This is a genomic window from Bacteroides sp. OM05-12, from assembly GCF_003438995.1.
Classification (GTDB): domain Bacteria; phylum Bacteroidota; class Bacteroidia; order Bacteroidales; family Bacteroidaceae; genus Bacteroides.
The window spans coordinates 57,025-76,598 of the sequence record NZ_QSUN01000007.1; the positions used below are offsets into that span (position 1 = coordinate 57,025).

Sequence of the window (19,574 nt, forward strand, 5' to 3'; positions counted from 1 at the left end):
TAGTAGTTTCTATTTTTCTGATATCATGGACGACTTAGAAAGAACAATCCCAAGTTCAAACTCCTCCGAATCAATCAGCCCTGTACTCAATCCATCGATCATCGGAATCAATATATCTTTCATAGGAAGATCCTGAACTGCATCTTTCAATAATGGGAGTAATTTGAAAAGTATTCCCACTTCATCCTTATCTAAATAGAGAATCATATCTCCTATATGTTTGATAACAAAACCTTCGAATATTACTTCCGGTTTTATGTCGTCAACAATATTTAAACGGATACCTGTCGTTGTCCATCTATTTATCAACCGATAGATTTCTTCCCATTCAGAGATGGAAGTAGCGCGAGATTCGGCAGCATTAGACTGTATCAGTCTGATTATCATATCGATATTGGGAACGACGTAAAGAGAATGGTCTTTCACATAATAAGTTGCCAGATTAAGCGGAGACAAACTATAATCACTTTCCGGTCGAATAGGCAATGGCATAAGATACCCCGCAAAATTATTCACTTGAGGCATGGAAGCATAAAGTGCCGTAATATTTCCATCTTGATTGAAATACACGTTACGAAGTACCGAGCCCAAGATATTACCTCCGATAACCTCAAGAAGATTCGTATAGGAAGATGCCAATTTATTATCCGAATGAAAATGCACCCCATGCATTTCATCGGTATACTCAAGACCTGTTTCCGGATCTATATTTGTTGTTTCAGTGAGAGTATAGGGTATTGTATGCCAGGTTCTTTGGGTGGTAATCAAATTAGCAGGCAACTGCACATTACTCAGATCAATTGTCAATTTTCCTTTTTCCACCTTTCCGGTATAGTGAAAACTACAACTTGTAGAACTGGTTACATCCCCAGAAAAAGTATACCCTTCTGCAACCGGAATAAGAGCAACATTCGTCAGAGAGGCTTCCCGCTCTCCGGGAACTATATCTAGAAGTGTAATTTCCGCTGTTTTAGCATCTCTTGTTTTAAAATACACACTTTTTCCTATCAACTCATTCCCACTATAAGTCAATGCTAAATTAGCTTCTGCTCCATTCGCCAATTTATTAGAATAGTTAGCCGTCACTTCATCCGGTTCAGGTCCATTATAATCGTCATTTTCACAAGCGGTAAATAACCCGATGAAACAAACCGCAAATATAAACCTCTGCCATTTTTTCTTTTTCATCATAATCAGTCCAAATTATAGTTTTATAATCGCTACAAAGTTCGCTGCTTTATTTAACTCAAGCAATATCCAGCATTATGAAAAGTATTCTATTTTTAATATATCTTCCACAAAACAGAGTAAACAACACCTTAACCAGCACTAATATATTTCAAATTATTCTATTTTTATGAATCAAATTTGATTTTATACAGCAAGAAGTTTGATTTTAGCAGATTATAAATATATTTGTAACCAATAAAACAGATGTCATGATGAAAACGGAAATTCCTAAATTTGACTTGCCTGTCGATTATATCATTATGAGTAACATAACCGGAAAACTCTTAAACCAATACGGGAGGTTCCCCTGTAAAATCAAGGCCGGATTATTTATTCTTTGTACAAAAGGTACTATACAAGCTACCATCAATCTATCCGAATATACAGTAAAAGCGAATGATTTTATAACATTACTACCGGGCAGTTTCATACAGATTCATAACGTATCATCTGATATCAAACTTTACGTTGCCGGATTTTCATCTAAATTTATTTCCATTTTCAATCCGATGAACTTTACGCAGAACCTGCTGCTGACCATTCTTGAAAATCCGGTTCTTCCGATTCCACCAGCCAATACATCTGTCTTTGAGAATATATATAAAGCTTTTATTGACGCATATCCCTTACAAGATCTACTTAGAAATAAAGAAATGATAAAAGCTATTTCATTTCTATTTACTCAAGGAGCCTGTGAATTATATCAATCACAGAGTTCATGGGAATCCATCCCTGTAACACGAGAAAATAATATCTATAAAAGATTCTTATTATTCGTATTAAAGAAATACAAGGAAGAGCACGATGTAACATATTATGCCAAATGTATGGGATTGACCTTACCCTACTTTTGTAACTCCATCAAAAAGGCCTCCGGACATACTCCGTCGGATATAATAGCGGCAACGATTGTCATGGATGCCAAGACACAACTAAGAACAACCGAGTTCTCCATCAAAGAAATAGCCAATTCATTAGGATTCGGGAATTCTGCTTTTTTCAGCAAATACTTTAAACGCCATACCGGTTCGACACCTCAGGAATATAGAAGAAGCTGAGAGTTTACATTATACGAAAAATGGCCGTGAACTCATCGTCCACAGCCATTCTATAAAATAGTTATTTTTCAGTCTTATTTCACTTCCTCAAAGTCAGCATCCTGAATATTTTCATCTTGCTTTGAAGAACCGCCTTGCTGTTGTCCGGCATTCATATCAGGACCGGCCTGTGCTCCACCTTGTGCACCGCTTTGAGCGTACATTTCAGCACTTGCAGCCTGGAAAGCCGTATTTACTTCTGCGATAGCAGCATCAATACCTGCCAAATCCTGAGCCTTGTGAGCATCTTTCAATTTTTGCAAAGCAGCTTCAATAGGAGCTTTCTTGTCTGCAGGAAGTTTATCTCCTAATTCTTTCAACTGATTTTCAGTTTGGAAGATAACACTATCTGCCTGATTCAACTTATCGATTTTCTCACGTTCTTTCTTATCTGCCTCTGCATTAGCCTCAGCTTCAGCCTTCATCTTCTCGATTTCGTCTTTGCTCAAACCTGATGAAGCCTCGATACGGATAGCTTGTTCCTTACCTGTTGCTTTATCTTTTGCTGATACTTTCAAGATACCGTTAGCATCAATATCGAATGTAACCTCGATCTGAGGAACACCACGACGTGCAGGAGCGATACCTGTCAGGTTAAACTGACCGATTGACTTGTTTTGAGCAGCCATCGGGCGTTCTCCCTGAAGAACGTGGATCGTAACTTCTGTCTGATTATCAGCTGCAGTAGAGAATGTTTCGCTCTTACGTGCAGGAATAGTTGTGTTGGCATCAATCAATTTAGTCATTACTCCGCCAAGTGTTTCGATACCCATTGACAACGGAGTCACATCCAACAAGACAACACCCTTTATCTCATCTGTCAAAACAGCACCCTGAACGGCTGCACCTACTGCTACAACTTCATCCGGATTAACACCCTTGGAAGGAGTCTTTCCAAAAAAGTTCTGAACCAGTTCCTGTACGGCAGGTATACGGGATGAACCACCCACAAGGATTACTTCATCAATATCTGCATTTGACAGACCTGCATCGCTCATTGCTTTCTTACAAGGTTCAAGACAAGCCTGAATCAAACCATGAGCCAAAGATTCGAATTTAGCACGGGTCAACGTCTTAACCAAGTGTTTTGGAACACCTGCAACCGGCATGATATACGGCAAGTTGATTTCTGTAGAAGTAGAAGAAGACAATTCTATCTTAGCCTTTTCTGCTGCTTCTTTCAAACGTTGCAATGCCATCGGGTCAGCTTTCAGATCAGCACCTTCGTCCTTTTTAAACTCTTCTGCCAACCAGTCAATGATAACTTGGTCAAAGTCATCACCACCAAGGTGAGTATCACCGTTTGTAGAAAGAACTTCGAACACGCCACCACCGAACTCAAGAATAGAGATATCGAATGTACCACCACCAAGGTCGAACACTGCAATCTTCATATCTTTGTTTGCCTTATCCACACCATAAGCTAAAGCAGCGGCAGTCGGCTCATTAACAATACGTTTTACCTCTAATCCGGCAATCTGTCCGGCTTCTTTTGTAGCCTGACGCTGAGAGTCAGAGAAATATGCAGGCACTGTGATAACGGCCTCTGTCACCTCTTGTCCCAAATAATCTTCTGCTGTTTTCTTCATCTTCTGAAGAATCATTGCAGAAATTTCCTGCGGAGTATAAAGACGTCCGTCGATATCAACTCGCGGAGTATTATTATCACCTTTTACTACTTTATAAGGTACACGTGCTGTTTCTTTCTGCACCTGATCCCAGTTTTCACCCATGAAACGTTTGATAGAGAAGATAGTACGTTGAGGGTTAGTGATAGCCTGACGTTTTGCAGGATCACCCACTTTACGTTCGCCACCATCTATAAAAGCCACAATAGAAGGAGTAGTACGCTTACCTTCACTGTTTGCTATAACTACCGGTTCGTTTCCTTCAAATACGGAAACGCAAGAGTTCGTAGTACCTAAGTCAATTCCAATAATTTTTCCCATGATCGTATGTATTTTTAATTATTTATTCAAAAAAACGGTTCTCGTGTGAGATTGTTCATTCTAGTTCTATACTTTTAGAACAATCGCACGTCTTACTTTTCACAAACCTTATGCCAAACCAGAAAAACAGTTTACAATAAAAAAGAAAGCCGGAAGTTTCTGACAGCAACTCTGCCTTTATGTCAGTTATGCGACCAACCAAACAGCTATTAAAATAAGTATCTTACCCCATATATTTATTTACATAAATATATGGGGTAAAGTTCTAATAAAACATCCCTTTACGAAGGAGTGACAAAGATACCGATAGCTTTCTCCATTCACCCTGACAATCGGATCGTTTCGGCAAGGAGAACCTATCGTTTGGGCAGGGGTAAACGACAGAACGGGCTTGGGCAAACGATTCGAGAAACAGGGCGAAACAAGCCGAACGACAGCATCGTATTTCCGGAATAAAAGTATATCTTTGCAAAAAAGAAAACAAAACAGTATGAAAGCCTTATATTACTCATTATTAACTCTTTTATTGTTTATTTCATGCGTTCACAAACAGGCAAAAGACAATTCATCTGCCTTGGGTGAACCCGTCAGTTTCAAATATGCACAAGGTTTCACAATAGGAAAGACAGCTAAATACACAGTCATCACGGTGCTAAATCCATGGGAAGAAGGTGCAATTTATGATCGCTATTATCTGGTGAAGGATGCAGATGAAACTGTTCCAAAAGACGGAAAAAAGGTACAAATACCATTGCAATCCATGGTGTCGAACTCTGCCACCCAACTGGAATTTCTTCAACTCCTGGGAGTCATCGACAAAGTAACAGGCGTATGCAATGCCAATTTTATTTATAATCCTTTTATTCTCCAAGGGGTCAGTGAAGGAAAGATAAAAGATTTGGGAGATGCGTTCAATCTGGACATAGAAAATCTACTAATGCTCCATCCCCAAGCCATCATGACATCTGCCTACAATGCGAAAGATGAAAACAGCAAACGGATGGAACAAGCCGGGTTAACAATATTATATAACATAGAATGGCAAGAGAAATCGCTATTGGGACGCGCCGAATGGATTAAATTTATCGGAGCATTTTTTGATAAAGAGACGCTTGCAGACAGCCTTTTCAATAATGTCGAAAAGAATTATAACACCCTGAGGACTAAAGCAGAAAGCCTTACTTATACTCCCACTATTATGTCCGGACAGGATTTTAGGGGAACATGGTCTATGCCCGGCGGACAAAGTTTTAATGCTCATTTATTCCGGGATGCAGGCGGTAACTATTTTTACGCAAATGACAGCACTCCGGGAAGTATTCCTTCCAATATGGAAAACGCACTGGTTAATTTCAGTAATGCAGATATTTGGGTGGGCGTTCAAGCAAATACATTGGAAGAATTGGGAAAATCCGACGACAAATACAGGTTGTTTAAAGCATTCAAAAACGGGAATGTGTATAATTACAACAAACGTATGAATGCTACGGGAGGAAGTGACTACTGGGAAAGTGCGGTGGCACGACCGGACTTATTATTATCCGATATGATAAAGGTTTTTCATCCGGAGTTGCTTCCCGATTATGAATTGTTTTATATGCAAAAACTGAAATGAAAAAAACTTTCTTTTTACTAATCATAATACTACTTGTCACTTTCTGTTTCGACATTTTACTCGGAAGCGTCCGGTTACCGTTTTCCGAAGTATGGGCAGCCCTGACAGGTAGTAGCGATAATATTGTCTACAAAGAAATCATATTAAACCACCGGCTGCCCAAGGCTCTGACCGCCATATTGACAGGAACCTCGCTTTCCGTTGCCGGAATATTGATGCAAACGCTTTTCCGTAATCCACTTGCCGGACCGGATGTGCTGGGTGTCACCTCCGGGGCCAGTCTTGGTGTCGCATTACTCACACTGACTACTTCTGCCGTGCCTTTTTTCATCTTAACAGGTTGGGGACAAATTTCAGCGGCTATCATAGGAGCGGTTCTTGTATTATTATTGGTTATATTGGTTTCCGTCAAGATACCGCAAACCGTTTCCCTGCTGATTATCGGTATGATGTTCGGAAACTTTGCCGGAGCAATCGTCAGCATCTTGCAAAGTACCAGTAATCCGGATACACTAAAGCTATTCATTACATGGACATTCGGAAGTCTTTCATCCGTCAGCTGGACTTATATGAGCATCATGGCACCCGTAACAATAGCCGGTATAGTCATTGCATTCTTGCTACAAAAACGATTGAATGTTCTGCTATTGGGAGAGAATTATGCAACCGGATTGGGTATTTCCGTCTTTCATACCCGTCTATGGATTATATTGGCTACCGCATTGCTGGCAGGTACATCCACCGCCTTCACTGGGCCTATTGCTTTTATCGGAGTAACAGTTCCCCATATTGCACGAGGCGTGTTTCATTCGTCCAACCATCGTATCACAATACCGGGCTCCATCCTTTGCGGAAGCATAATCATGCTCATCTGCGACTTAATATCACAACTGCCCGGCAGTCAAGGAACACTGCCTATCAATTCGGTAACAGCCCTTTTCGGAGCACCGATTATCATTTGGATTATAATGAAGAATAAGAATCTATAAGGCATAAAAAACTTGTTATACAGCCTTAGCAAGCCATATAACAAGTTCCGAATGAAACAAATATCACAATCACTTCTTATTCAATGTCATCACTTCTTCACCATCAGCATTATAGAAAGCAAGCGTGCCGTCTTCCAATACATTAAAGCTCTTTACCGTATTCAATGCTCCCAATACTGCAGTTTCTGTTTCCATATCCGCACACATCATCATGGTAGTAGCGAGCCGACCTAAATCGATAGCTGTCGGATTATTTTCATCCGGCTTTATCGCACCGTTTATAGAGTTACATCCCGCCGTACCATACACGCGACCTTCTGTCGTATCAAAACCGATGAAAGGTATCTTTTCCGACTTGCCGACAGGAGCACCGTTCACTGTTTTTATCAACCACTCCCCATTCAATGAAGCCATTGTTACAGGAGTTTTCTCTACTTCCTTCTTCTCTATCACAACAACTTTATTTCCATCTTTATCACAGAGGGCCACCTTACAAGCAGCATCCTCTTTTTTATCACAAGATATAACTTCAAAAGAATTAACTTTTTCCAATGCGCCAAGAACACTTTGTTCCGTCGTCATATCCGGACATGCCATACGAGTTCCGGCAATCGGTCCGAAATGCAGTACACCCGGTTTCAAAGAATCAACCATAAAAGTACCCATCATACGGTTACATCCGCTATTTCCATAAATTCGTTTTGCTTCAAAATCAAAGCCGATAACGGGAACAGGTTGCTCATTCTCCGGACTAATCGTCTTTCCTTCTACTTCAACAATATTCCATTCTCCGTTTAAAGAAGCCGGACAAGCCGTTTTCTTACTAGAGCCACATGACGCTATCATAACGCCCAAACACATGATACCTACTGAATAAATCAATTTCTTCATAGTCACTTTTTTTGTTTAGTTTAAATAATATGTCACAAAGATAAAGATTAATCCCGGCAAATGTTAAAAGCCCCCGTTAAATATTCTTATCCATCTTATTACTACTTATTCTTCAATTTATTTAATTATCTTTGCTCGGTTATCAATATTAAAACAATTAAAGTACACTTTAAATGGGTAAAGTTCTAATTATTGGTGCAGGCGGTGTAGGAACCGTAGTTGCACATAAAGTGGCACAAAACGCCGATATATTTACAGATATTATGATTGCCAGCCGCACCAAATCCAAATGCGACGCAATAGTAAAAGCAATCGGTAATCCTAATATTAAGACAGCACAAGTAGACGCTGACAATGTAGATGAACTTGTTGCATTGTTTAATAGTTTCAAACCCGAAATCGTTATTAATGTGGCACTTCCATATCAAGACCTTACCATTATGGAAGCCTGTCTGAAAGCCGGAGTTAACTACTTGGATACTGCAAACTATGAACCCAAAGACGAAGCACATTTCGAATATAGCTGGCAATGGGCCTACAAAAAACGTTTTGAAGATGCCGGACTGACAGCAATTTTAGGTTGTGGTTTCGACCCGGGAGTAAGTGGTATATACACTGCTTACGCTGCAAAGCACTATTTCGATGAAATCCAATATCTGGACATCGTGGATTGTAATGCCGGTAATCACCATAAAGCATTTGCTACGAACTTCAATCCGGAAATCAACATCCGCGAGATTACCCAGAACGGACGTTATTATCAAGACGGGAAATGGGTAACTACAGCTCCATTGGAAATACATAAAGATTTGACTTACCCTAATATCGGCCCTCGTGATTCTTATTTATTGTATCATGAAGAACTGGAATCATTAGTCAAGAACTTCCCAACAATCAAACGGGCACGTTTCTGGATGACTTTCGGGCAAGAATATTTAACCCATCTACGTGTAATACAAAATATCGGTATGGCACGTATTGATGAAATCGATTATAACGGAACAAAAATAGTTCCATTACAATTCTTAAAGGCTGTACTTCCGAATCCGCAGGATTTAGGGGAGAACTACGAAGGAGAAACTTCCATTGGTTGCCGTATACGTGGTATCAAAGATGGCAAAGAGCGCACATATTATGTATATAACAACTGTAGTCATCAGGAAGCCTATAAAGAAACAGGAATGCAGGGAGTAAGCTACACGACCGGAGTTCCGGCTATGATCGGTGTCATGATGTTCCTGAAAGGTTTATGGAAACGTCCGGGTGTATGGAATGTAGAAGAATTTAATCCGGATCCATTCATGGAACAATTAAACAAGCAAGGATTACCTTGGCATGAAGTAATTGACGGAGATTTGGAACTGTAAAATGATATTTTAAATGATGAATATAGGAGATAAAGCTCCCGAGATATTGGGAATAAATGAGGAAGGCGAGGAAATACGCCTTAGCAGTTACAAAGGAAAGAAAATCGTACTCTATTTCTATCCTAAAGACAGCACATCAGGCTGTACTGCCGAAGCTTGCAATCTGCGTGACAATTATGCAGACCTACGTAAAGCGGGGTATGAAGTAATAGGCGTAAGCGTAGATAACGAGAAATCACACCAGAAGTTTATTGAGAAGAATGAGCTTCCGTTTACTTTAATTGCAGACACAGATAAAAAATTAGTGGAACAATTCGGTGTGTGGGGAGAAAAAAGTATGTACGGACGTAAATATATGGGTACTTTCCGTACTACATTTATAATTAATGAAGAAGGTGTGATTGAGCGTATCATTACTCCAAAAGAAATAAAGGTAAAAGAACACGCTCAACAAATTATATAATACATTACTTAACTTATGGCTAAAAAAGAAACAGACGAATTGGCTTTTGATTCAAATACAAGTTCAAGCGAAAAGCTAAAAGCTCTGCAAGCCGCCATGGACAAGATTGAAAAGAGTTTTGGAAAAGGCTCTATCATGAAGCTTGGCGATGACCGGATACAAGAAATAGAAGTTATCCCAACTGGTTCTGTCGGACTGAATGTAGCATTGGGAGTGGGCGGTTACCCGCGTGGAAGAGTTATAGAAATATACGGTCCCGAATCCTCCGGTAAAACGACACTCGCCATACACGCCATCGCAGAAGTACAGAAAATGGGAGGCATTGCCGCCATTATCGATGCAGAACATGCTTTTGACCGTTTTTATGCAAAAGGACTGGGCGTAGATGTAGATAATTTATATATTTCACAACCCGATAATGGTGAACAAGCATTAGAAATAGCGGAACAACTGATACGTTCTTCTGCGATTGATTTGGTTGTAATTGACTCTGTTGCAGCTTTAACCCCTAAAGCGGAAATAGAAGGAGACATGGGAGAAAATAAAGTGGGTTTGCAGGCTCGCCTGATGTCACAGGCACTTCGTAAACTGACCTCCGCCATCAGTAAGACCAAAACGACCTGTATCTTCATCAACCAATTACGTGAAAAGATCGGTGTAATGTTCGGGAATCCGGAAACAACTACCGGTGGTAATGCTTTAAAGTTCTACGCTTCCGTACGTTTGGATATACGTGGTTCACAGCCTATTAAAGACGGTGATGAAGTGATCGGAAAACAAACAAAAGTAAAAGTTGTAAAGAACAAAGTCGCACCTCCTTTCCGTCGTGCAGAATTCGACATTATGTTCGGGGAAGGGATATCACGCTCCGGTGAAATTATCGACTTGGGAACTGATCTTGGAATCATCAAAAAAAGCGGTTCATGGTATAGCTATAATGATACAAAATTAGGGCAAGGTCGTGATGCGGCAAAGGTTTGCATCAAAGATAACCCGGAATTGGCGGAAGAATTAGAAAAGCTTATTGCAGATAAATTGAAAGAAAAGAAAGCATAAAGCTATTTTATTAATAATTGAAATAAACGATTATAGGGTTGCTTCAAAAGAGGCAATCCTATTTTTATTCTTGCTGTTAATAATTTTATTACCTTTGCAAGCAACTATAAACGAGATTAATATGGCAAAAGAACTAGAATTGAAATACGGCTGCAATCCAAACCAAAAGCCGTCCCGCATCTTCATGCAAGCAGGAGAATTACCAATTGAAGTATTAAACGGACGTCCGGGCTATATCAACTTTCTGGACGCTTTCAATAGTTGGCAGCTTGTAAAAGAGCTTAAAGAAGCTACAGGACTTCCGGCTGCGGCTTCTTTCAAACATGTCAGTCCGGCAGGCGTAGCCGTAGGTATCGATATGAACGATACTCTAAAGAAAATATATTTTGTGGACGACTTAAAATTATCTCCACTGGCAACCGCTTACGCACGGGCACGCGGAGCAGACCGTATGTCTTCTTACGGAGATTTCATCGCTTTAAGCGATATTTGTGACGAAGCAACCGCACGCTTAATCAATCGGGAAGTATCCGATGGAGTAATTGCCCCGGGTTATACTCCTGAAGCGTTGGATATTTTAAAAGCCAAACGTAAAGGGACCTATAATGTTATAAAAATAGATCCGAATTATCTCCCTGCTCCCATTGAGCACAAAGATGTTTTCGGTACCACATTCGAACAAGGACGTAACGAAATAAAACTGGATAAGTCACTACTCGCTAATATCCCAACTCAAAACAAATCATTTACGGAGGAAGCAAAACGAGATTTGATCATTGCACTCATCACCTTAAAATATACGCAGTCCAATTCCGTTTGTTATGTAAAAGACGGACAGGCTATCGGCATTGGCGCAGGACAACAAAGCCGCATCCATTGTACTCGTCTTGCCGGAAACAAAGCTGATATCTGGTATTTACGTCAACACCCGAAAGTTATGAATCTGCCATTTAAGGAAAAGATTCGCCGTGCAGACCGAGACAACACGATTGACGTTTACATCTCTGACGACTATGAGGATGTTCTTGCCGATGGCATTTGGGAACAGTTCTTTACTGAAAAGCCGGAAGTCCTCACCCGTGAAGAAAAACGGACATGGTTGAATACGCTTAAAGGTGTGGCATTAGGTTCTGATGCTTTCTTCCCATTTGGTGACAACATAGAACGGGCGCATAAAAGTGGTGTGGAATATATTGCACAAGCAGGAGGTTCGGTACGTGATGATCATGTGATAGATACTTGTAATAAATATGGTATTACAATGGCATTTACAGGTGTTCGCTTGTTCCATCATTAATTCCTTATCAAGATATTTCTTCTAAGAAACTATTTTTCAATTATCAAGTAAATGGCTGAAAGGAATAAGAATCAAAATGCAAACGAATACGTTAGTAACAGATTCTATCTCCTTTCAGCCATTTCACGATCTTATAGAAGGTGCTATTAGTTAAGCTCTATCCTCAGTTACTTCGACCAACTTATTTTTTATGACGATTGGCCCTTTTACGACGATATTCCTCTTTCATCTTTGCCGAACCGGAACCGTGCAGACCGGTTATGTAAGTTTTCTTTTTAGCTTTCGTCTTCACTTTTTCATCTTTCTTCCCACCGGGCGAGCTCTTGCCACCTTTGAAAACAATGCCTTCCGTTATTGCTTTTTCTATCTCCATATAGTTATTATTTAGATAATATCGGTTTAACAATAATCCCTTGAGCCGACTTGGTGCAACAAACGCACTCTTTGCGCAAGGTATGATTCTTCATACTAAAAATGATATGCGGATTAAAATGTTCACCATTGATACGAGTTTCAAAATGCAGGTGCTCGGTAGTAGCTCTACCCGTACGTCCGGTAAGGGCGATAGGCTGACCTACATGAACCGTATCTCCGGAATGCACCAAATTCTTTGAATTATGACTGTAAACCGTTTCCAAACCGGAGGAATGCCGTACTACCACCACATTCCCATAAGCATAATAGGGTTTTGACATACGCACGATGCCATTAAAAGCACAACGGATCGTATCATTGGCACGGGTTTTCAAATCTACGCCGCTATGACGTTTACGATTTCCCACTCCGCCATAGTCGGATATGACTTTTGCACCGGCCAACGGAAAGCAATAATCCTTTTCCGAAAGAGCATCCAAATGAATCTCCAATTTATTACCGGAAACGAACAAGCCCTGCGTCTTTGCGCTGATATGGGCAAGTTCCATCGGGGTAAACGTCTGCTTTACCGGTTCCTTTGCCTGCATACTGCCAAACAGCAACAAAGCAAATACAAGACCGATACTATATATTATTTTCATGAATCATTTTTTATCTATGGGGCAAAGATAAGGATAAAAAACGGAAGCTGCGGCAAAACGGATATGAACTTTAAGAATCATCCTACCTCCAATTACACAACCAATACCGCAAATCAAAAGATTGGAAAGCTGACTAAAAACTTCTTCTTCAAAAAGAATGGCATCATCGATTTATATTACATTCCTGTGACAACCCTCCCGGATATCGGAGTCAAAAACAAGATTTCCACATAGACCGATCAAAATGTCCGCAAGAAATCTTCCAACGAACTGTCTTGCCCTAATTCCATCTTTTTCCGCAGGCGGTAGCGCGTTGTGATAACGGTATCGGGCAGCACGGAAAGAATTTGTGCAATCTCCTTCGTACTCATTCCGATGCGGATATAGGCGCAGAACCTCAGGTCATTCTCGGACAAAGAAGGAAAAGTTTCTTTCAATTTGGTGAAGAAATTCGGATTGACATTCTCAAAATGTATCTTAAAATATTGCCATTCGTCTCTTTGGTCCAAATGTTCTTTAATCTTCTTCTTCAATACAGATTCATCCTTGGCAGGTATTTTGCCTTCTTTTCCCAATATTTCTATCTCATGAATCAATCCTTTCAGCGACTGGTTCTTCTCGGTAATAATCAGTGTATTAGAGGTCAATTCTCGGTTTTTTAGGTTCAGTTCTATCTCATACTGGTTGTTTTGCAACATAAGTTCCCGGTTCTCCGTTTCTTTCAACTGCTTTTTCATCTTCTCTTTTTTCCGTGAGAGCAGAAGGATGTAGGTAATGAGAAACAGCAAAAGAGTAAGCGCCATAACGCTGATTACGGTTATTCGCTTTTGCAAGACGGCATTTTCCTTGGCTTGCATTATTTCCGATTGATATTTCTCAATAGTGATACGACTTTCCATCCGGTTGACCTGCATGATCTTATCGTACGCAAGGAAAGAGTCGCGGTACACCTCTAATTCTTTCAGGTAATGGTAGGCGCTATCCGAACGGTTCAATCTGCTGTATGCTTCGGACATTCCATATAATATAGGAAACATATCTGTCGCATTATTATTCGATCCCATGATATCCCAATAAGCCTGATAGTAATAAGTTAACGCACTATCATTCTTATTATCCTTTAGCATGAGTGCTCCCATAGAAATCGAGGTAATGTCGATTAATAGTTGACTGTCGCTTTCTCGAGCCAGTCGATAGGCCTCCCGCGCGTATTGCTTCTCTTGCATATCGGACACACTGAAGAGGGAAACCATGACATTGATCAAATAGCTTGTGTCTTGCCTGGCAACCGGATTCTCTACCAGTGCTTTCAGAATTTCCAATGCTTCCGCTTCCCGCCCTAGATTATATAATGTATTACTAATGTTGATACGATTTTTAATTTCGCAGTGCGTACTCGCCACCTCTTTAAATGCATTTTCCGCTTTCTTCAAATAGCTGAGCGCCATCTCATATTCCTGCAATTCACGTAGGGTAACACCGATTTGTACATAAGTCTTGCCCAAATAGAAAAGGTCATCGTATTTTTTCCACACCGGTTCTAGTTTTTGTCCGAGCATATATGCTTGAAGCCACTTTCCTCTATTTCGCAATAGGCTCATCTCAACGAGCTGCATGTGCGCATAGTCATATTCATACCTGACGGTATCCGTCAACGCAATAGCCTTATCAACCAACAATGCGGCAGAATCCAAATCGTTCACAGCCTGTATCCATGCTTCCCAATAATAAGCCCGCGCCTGCAACTGCCGGTTTTGTCTCTCGCCGGCTATCCGGTACATAGTTTTTATCTGCTGATACAAATCACTTCTTCCCTGATCAACGAAAGCGACTTCCTCACATTGCAATGCCAATGCATCAAATTCTTTGTCGATAGGCTCCCACTTATAGGCAATATTGTCTGCTGTTACCGATTGAAAGTAAAATGCCGTTAATAATAAAAGAATGTATGCTTTCATACTGCAAATATATAAAAAAGAGATTATGTACATGATTTGTCTATATACTTTTTCAGGTCTGTATAGACGTATTTTCTATATTTGCCTCAACAATCACTAAAAAGATTATCTATGAGAAAGATTTTATTCCTATTATTAATGATGTGTTGCTCAGTAGGGCTGACGGCACAAACGAAGTTCAAACAATTAGGAGAAACTAGGGAAAAGACTCCTGCTCCGAGTAGAACGGTGCTAACCGGATTTACCAAGCAATCCATCGGATTGTATAAGCATAACCGGGCACAGATCATCAAATCCGCCCAAAGGGTGAAGAACGCCAACGTTCCTGCGGATAAGGTAGAAATCATTCTGGAGGCACACGATGTGATGGGCTATGGTATGATAGGCTATCAGATGCTATTGGACGACAAGCACAATACATACGGAGAACTGTTCGACGGCGACTCATACGAGTATAACGGAGGTTCGTATGATGCATTCAAATACAAGATTCCAGAAAATGCTGAGGCAGATCCTGACACAAAAGCAGTAATCGTGGACGGTGAAGGAACCGTACTGATTCCCGAAGGAACGTATGATTATATGATAACGTGCCCGTTCCCGCGCGAAGGCATATCATTTGCCAAAGGTGAATTCGGACGTTTTGACGATTTCTACTTCAAAGGCGGCTATACGTACCGCTTCCTCATCACGTTGGAAAGCGGTGATATGGGAATGGAAGACGTAGCGATTCCATATACAGATGTAGATGCCGCTGTTGTAGCCGTGACACTCCCGGCAAGCAGTATGGATCTCACCGCTACAGAGACTATCTCTGTTAAAATAGCTAATCGGGGAACATCGGCAATTTCCAACTTCCCGGTCTGCTATCAGGTGAATGGTGGAAACCCGGTACAAGAAACCTATACCGGTACAATAGCTGCCGGAGCTACGGCTGATTATACCTTCAATACGAAAGCAGATCTATCTGCAGAAAAGCTCTATACGATAAAGGCTTACACAAGCCTGGCAGGCGATTTAATTCCGTATAATGACGCCAAAGAGGGAAAGTGCAGGCATATCGGTGCTGCTTCATTGCCATATACGTATGACTTCTCTTCGCAAGAGGACTTCCCATTTGACTGGACGGTAATCAATGCGAACGACGATTACTGTTACTGGCAATATAATAGCTGGGATACACACAGTGGCGAACCGGGTGCCGCCCAATGTTCTTCTTACAGTCCGGAAAACGACGACTATTTGCTATCTTCACCTATCCGTTTGGAAAGCGGCGACAATCATATCATATTTTACGTTAAAGCCGGTTCTGCCAGTATGCCAGAGTTACTGGATGTGCGCTACGGCAATACGACGAATGTAGAATCGATGACGATAATCGGAGACTATACCGTAAAAAATGGAGATTGGCTCCTGAAAGCTATTAACTTTAAAGTAGAACAAAGCGGTGTTTACTATTTTGCTTTCCACTTGAAGACCGTTGATGGCGCAAGCCTCTACCTTGACGATATATTGATCGACCGCGGTATTTACGAAACATACCCGGACATCGCCATCGAGAAAATATTATTGCCTTACTCCAACTGTGATTTATCCGAACAGTCACAAATCGGTGTCCGATTGATAAATAACGGCACGGGGCCGGCAGAATCTATCGACCTGACCTATACAGTTAATAACAAGGCGCCTGTTAAGCAGACCTTTACGGAAGGACTGGAATCAGATGCTACGAAATCTTTCTACTTTGACACGCCTGCCAACTTCCTCGACTTGGGTAAGTATGACGTAACTGTAAAGGCGCAAACGGGTAATAATGCGGACGAGCAGACTGCTTCTGTGGAACACTACGCACCGATAACCGAGTTTCCGGCAGTAACGGACTTTTACTTGGACGAGGGTATAGAGGGTAACTGGGCACCAATGTCGGAAAACGCATGGAGATATGAGCCGTTTGGAGGTTGCTACAGTTGTGTTAAAGGAGGAGTAGAGAACGGACTGCTCTCCCGTTGTTTCACCTTCAACCACCCGTTCCGTGTAAAGATAGCCTACAGAGGAGGCCTCTTCTTCACACCGTCCGCCCTTTATATCGCTTACGGAAAGCCTGGAACGGATGTGTCTACATGGACCAAAGTTTATGAGGACAAGGAAATCTCCGGCGAAGTAGAAACGGAATTCAGCGTTACTCCTGAGGAACCCGGCAACTACAGCATCGCCATTGTGGACATTTCGGAAGACGCTAATACATTGGTGTCTCTTTACCAACTTACCGTATCCGAAGTATATGAACATGATATACGAATCACTGATGTAGCTTCTCCGCTGGCTCCTTACACACCGGTAAATCATGCCAATAGGGAAGGGACTTATACTGTCGGAGTAGAAAACAGAGGTACTGCCCAGTTAACCGGCGTGAAGTTTTCTGTCAACAAAGACGCAACCCGGTTATTCACTTCCGAAGCGATTTCCACACTTGATGTTTCGGCAACAAGCACATTGTCCGTACACGGCACATTACCCGCCATGAAGATAGGAGATCATCTGGCAGACTTGAGCATAAAGGCGGAAATGAACGAAACGGACAGTTACATGGAAGATAATACACGGATATTGCCCGAAGTGCATGTCACGGATACCGTTTTTGCCACCGAACAGACCAACGAATTTATTCTGGGAACAGGACTTAGCGGACAGACTGCCTATTTCGGTAATGTATATACGCTGTCGGAGAGGGATACGCTAACTTCACTCACCGTAGGATTAGCACAGGATAACTATTATGTACCGGTGGACATGGGTGTCGCCGTATATAGCCTCAAGGCGGACGGAAAGACACTCGACAAGGAACTTTACTCCAAAACCTTTGAACGTGAAGGCAAAGGCGGCTTACGACAGATTTACTTCACACCCCGCATATTGGAACCGGGCAAGTATTATTTTGAAGTACGCCAGCTTAGCATGAACAACATTGGTCTTGCTTATGAACTTGGAGAAAACAGCTCATTCTACCAAAACGTGGACGGTACTCTGCATCTGATGGCAGGATACGGCAATATCGTGGTGCGCGCCAACTTCGGACATAATGCTAAGGCATACAAGAAGAATGTAGCCGTGACGGAAATTACCAAACCTGTGAAAACGAAAGCTTTGTTCTCTTCTGTAGAAACAGTGGAAGCCATCGTGGAAAATACGGGTATGGAAGCAGCATCCGGCATCACTGTACGCTGTCAGACAAAGGGTGTTGATAAAACGGTAACCCTTGATTTGGAATCCTACTCGAAGAAGACGGTGACGTTCGAGGGAGTCAATCTCTCCACACCGGGAGAATATACACTGACCGTGACAGCTACTGTGACAGGTGATGAAAACCCGGGAGACAATGCCGTGACACGTATATTAACTTCTGTTGCCGAAGCAAGCCCATACAGTCTTGATTTCGAGTCTTGCGATGACTTTGATACAGACCACGAGTTCAATCCGAAATGGTGGACGGTAAATCGTCTAGGCTTGCCTACAAATGCATGGTGGCAGTTTGATTATCCACACAATGAAGCACCTGTCGGATTTATTGCTTTCAATATCGAAGCTACTACCCCTCCGATGACGGCTGATTTGAATGTCCCGGGATTCTTCCCCCATTCGGGTAAACGTTTCGGCGCAGCGTTCGTACCGGCATACATTTCGAGCGACGAGATTTACGCTAGCGATACTTGGCTCATTTCACCGAAATTGAAGTTGGATACACCATCTTCACTGGAGCTTTACGTAAAGACTCATAAGCTGGAAAGCCCAAGTTCTAAGTTAGAACGCTACAAGCTATACGTCTCCGACACGGACGACAACTTTGACAGCTTCCGTCTGATCGGAGGTGAAAGAGAGGCTCCGGTGGATTGGACGAAGGTGACGGTAGACCTCAGCGCTTACGACCATAAAGAAATATATGTAGCCCTACAATACATCAGCCCGACAATTGAAGGAGTAGTCATGATGGTAGACGACATTCAGGTGAAGAGCGGCGCAGTAGGTATTGACAGTACAGAAGAAACGACGGACGTGCTGCTGTCTGTTACCGACGGGATGTTAAGCATCACTTCCGGCTCACCGATTATCGGAGTAAGGTTCTACAATATTTCCGGGCAGCAGTTATATGACTCCGGCACAATAGGAACAGATTATTATCGTATCCCGTTGACCGCTTACCCGACAGGCGTTTATATGGCACGTGTGCAGACAGATAAAGGAACGAAGACGTTGAAGTTTGTAGTGAAGTAAAAGTTCTTTCTCTAAGAACGAAGGTTAGCGGAGGACACGGATTGGGCGGATGAGGACGGATGAATTATTTTAAATCCGTCTTTATCCGCCCGATCGGCGTTATCAGCGAACCTGGTTCTTATATTCTTCTACAGAGTTCACTGCTCAAATCGCATTATCTACACCTAAAACTTTTTTCTCTAAGAACAAAGGTTCGCGGAGGACACGGATTGGGCGGATGAATTATTTTTAATCCGCCTTCATCCGCCCGGTCGGCGTTATCAGCGAACCCGGTTCTTATATTCTTCTACAGAGCTCCCTGCTCAAATCGCATTATCTACACCTAAAACTTTTTTCTCTAAGAACGAAGGTTCGCGGAGGACACAGATTGGGCGGAT

At 41.7% G+C, this 19,574-nt stretch carries 15 protein-coding genes; 9 read left to right on the forward strand and 6 right to left on the reverse strand.

The genetic code is table 11. The features are described from left to right. Positions 1-9 precede the first annotated feature (9 nt). A complete protein-coding gene (locus DXB63_RS08145) occupies positions 10-1,191 on the reverse strand; it encodes a DUF4925 domain-containing protein (protein WP_122125914.1) in 1,182 nt (393 codons plus the stop codon). A 248-nt stretch (positions 1,192-1,439) separates the two neighbouring features. Between DXB63_RS08145 and DXB63_RS08150 the strand changes: the two genes are divergently transcribed. Beyond that, a complete protein-coding gene (locus DXB63_RS08150; RefSeq protein WP_233522826.1) occupies positions 1,440-2,288 on the forward strand; it encodes an AraC family transcriptional regulator in 849 nt (282 codons plus the stop codon). A 74-nt stretch (positions 2,289-2,362) separates the two neighbouring features. Here DXB63_RS08150 and dnaK read toward each other — a convergent pair whose 3' ends face one another. Beyond that, positions 2,363-4,276, reverse strand: coding sequence for a molecular chaperone DnaK (dnaK, locus tag DXB63_RS08155; RefSeq protein WP_122125916.1), 1,914 nt, complete (start codon positions 4,274-4,276; stop codon positions 2,363-2,365). 490 nt (positions 4,277-4,766) lie between these two features. Between dnaK and DXB63_RS08160 the strand changes: the two genes are divergently transcribed. Next, positions 4,767-5,891, forward strand: coding sequence for an ABC transporter substrate-binding protein (locus tag DXB63_RS08160; RefSeq protein ID WP_122125917.1), 1,125 nt, complete (start codon positions 4,767-4,769; stop codon positions 5,889-5,891). Then, the gene (locus DXB63_RS08165; RefSeq protein ID WP_122125918.1) at positions 5,888-6,880 is read left to right on the forward strand and encodes an iron ABC transporter permease; all 993 of its coding nucleotides are present in this window, start codon (positions 5,888-5,890) and stop codon (positions 6,878-6,880) included. The genes DXB63_RS08160 and DXB63_RS08165 overlap by 4 nt, the downstream gene beginning before the upstream one ends. Before the next feature lie 69 nt (positions 6,881-6,949). On the opposite strand, the gene DXB63_RS08170 is transcribed toward DXB63_RS08165, so the two are convergent. After that, complete coding sequence (locus tag DXB63_RS08170; protein WP_122125919.1) at positions 6,950-7,771, reverse strand: META domain-containing protein; 822 nt, start codon at positions 7,769-7,771, stop codon at positions 6,950-6,952. Positions 7,772-7,944: 173 nt separating this feature from the next. Here DXB63_RS08170 and DXB63_RS08175 point away from each other — a divergent pair, with 173 nt between their 5' ends. The 4 genes from DXB63_RS08175 to DXB63_RS08190 all read left to right on the forward strand — a co-directional run bounded on the left by DXB63_RS08175 (position 7,945) and on the right by DXB63_RS08190 (position 11,954). Continuing rightward, on the forward strand, positions 7,945-9,138 hold the full coding sequence (locus DXB63_RS08175; protein ID WP_122125920.1) for a saccharopine dehydrogenase family protein: 1,194 nt from the start codon (positions 7,945-7,947) through the stop codon (positions 9,136-9,138). A gap of 16 nt (positions 9,139-9,154) precedes the next feature. Then, the gene (bcp, locus tag DXB63_RS08180; RefSeq protein ID WP_199604180.1) at positions 9,155-9,601 is read left to right on the forward strand and encodes a thioredoxin-dependent thiol peroxidase; all 447 of its coding nucleotides are present in this window, start codon (positions 9,155-9,157) and stop codon (positions 9,599-9,601) included. A gap of 15 nt (positions 9,602-9,616) precedes the next feature. Next, entirely contained in the window at positions 9,617-10,657 is a 1,041-nt protein-coding gene (recA, locus tag DXB63_RS08185; protein ID WP_122125922.1) for a recombinase RecA, read from the forward strand. A 121-nt stretch (positions 10,658-10,778) separates the two neighbouring features. Next, a complete protein-coding gene (locus DXB63_RS08190) occupies positions 10,779-11,954 on the forward strand; it encodes a phosphoribosylaminoimidazolecarboxamide formyltransferase (protein ID WP_122125923.1) in 1,176 nt (391 codons plus the stop codon). Between the two features lie 181 nt (positions 11,955-12,135). On the opposite strand, the gene DXB63_RS08195 is transcribed toward DXB63_RS08190, so the two are convergent. Next, positions 12,136-12,327: a hypothetical protein gene (locus DXB63_RS08195; protein WP_122125924.1), complete on the reverse strand. Its 192-nt coding sequence runs from the start codon at positions 12,325-12,327 to the stop codon at positions 12,136-12,138. Positions 12,328-12,334: 7 nt separating this feature from the next. Beyond that, the gene (locus tag DXB63_RS08200) at positions 12,335-12,961 is read right to left on the reverse strand and encodes a M23 family metallopeptidase (RefSeq protein ID WP_369869589.1); all 627 of its coding nucleotides are present in this window, start codon (positions 12,959-12,961) and stop codon (positions 12,335-12,337) included. 72 nt (positions 12,962-13,033) lie between these two features. Here DXB63_RS08200 and DXB63_RS17915 point away from each other — a divergent pair, with 72 nt between their 5' ends. Beyond that, positions 13,034-13,204, forward strand: a complete 171-nt coding sequence (locus DXB63_RS17915; protein ID WP_158563656.1) for a hypothetical protein — start codon at positions 13,034-13,036, stop codon at positions 13,202-13,204. Positions 13,205-13,209: 5 nt separating this feature from the next. On the opposite strand, the gene DXB63_RS08205 is transcribed toward DXB63_RS17915, so the two are convergent. Then, complete coding sequence (locus DXB63_RS08205; protein WP_122125926.1) at positions 13,210-14,928, reverse strand: hypothetical protein; 1,719 nt, start codon at positions 14,926-14,928, stop codon at positions 13,210-13,212. Positions 14,929-15,039: 111 nt separating this feature from the next. On the opposite strand from DXB63_RS08205, the gene DXB63_RS08210 reads away from it, so the two are divergent. Continuing rightward, on the forward strand, positions 15,040-19,197 hold the full coding sequence (locus DXB63_RS08210) for a T9SS-dependent choice-of-anchor J family protein (RefSeq protein ID WP_122125927.1): 4,158 nt from the start codon (positions 15,040-15,042) through the stop codon (positions 19,195-19,197). Positions 19,198-19,574: the final 377 nt, after the last annotated feature.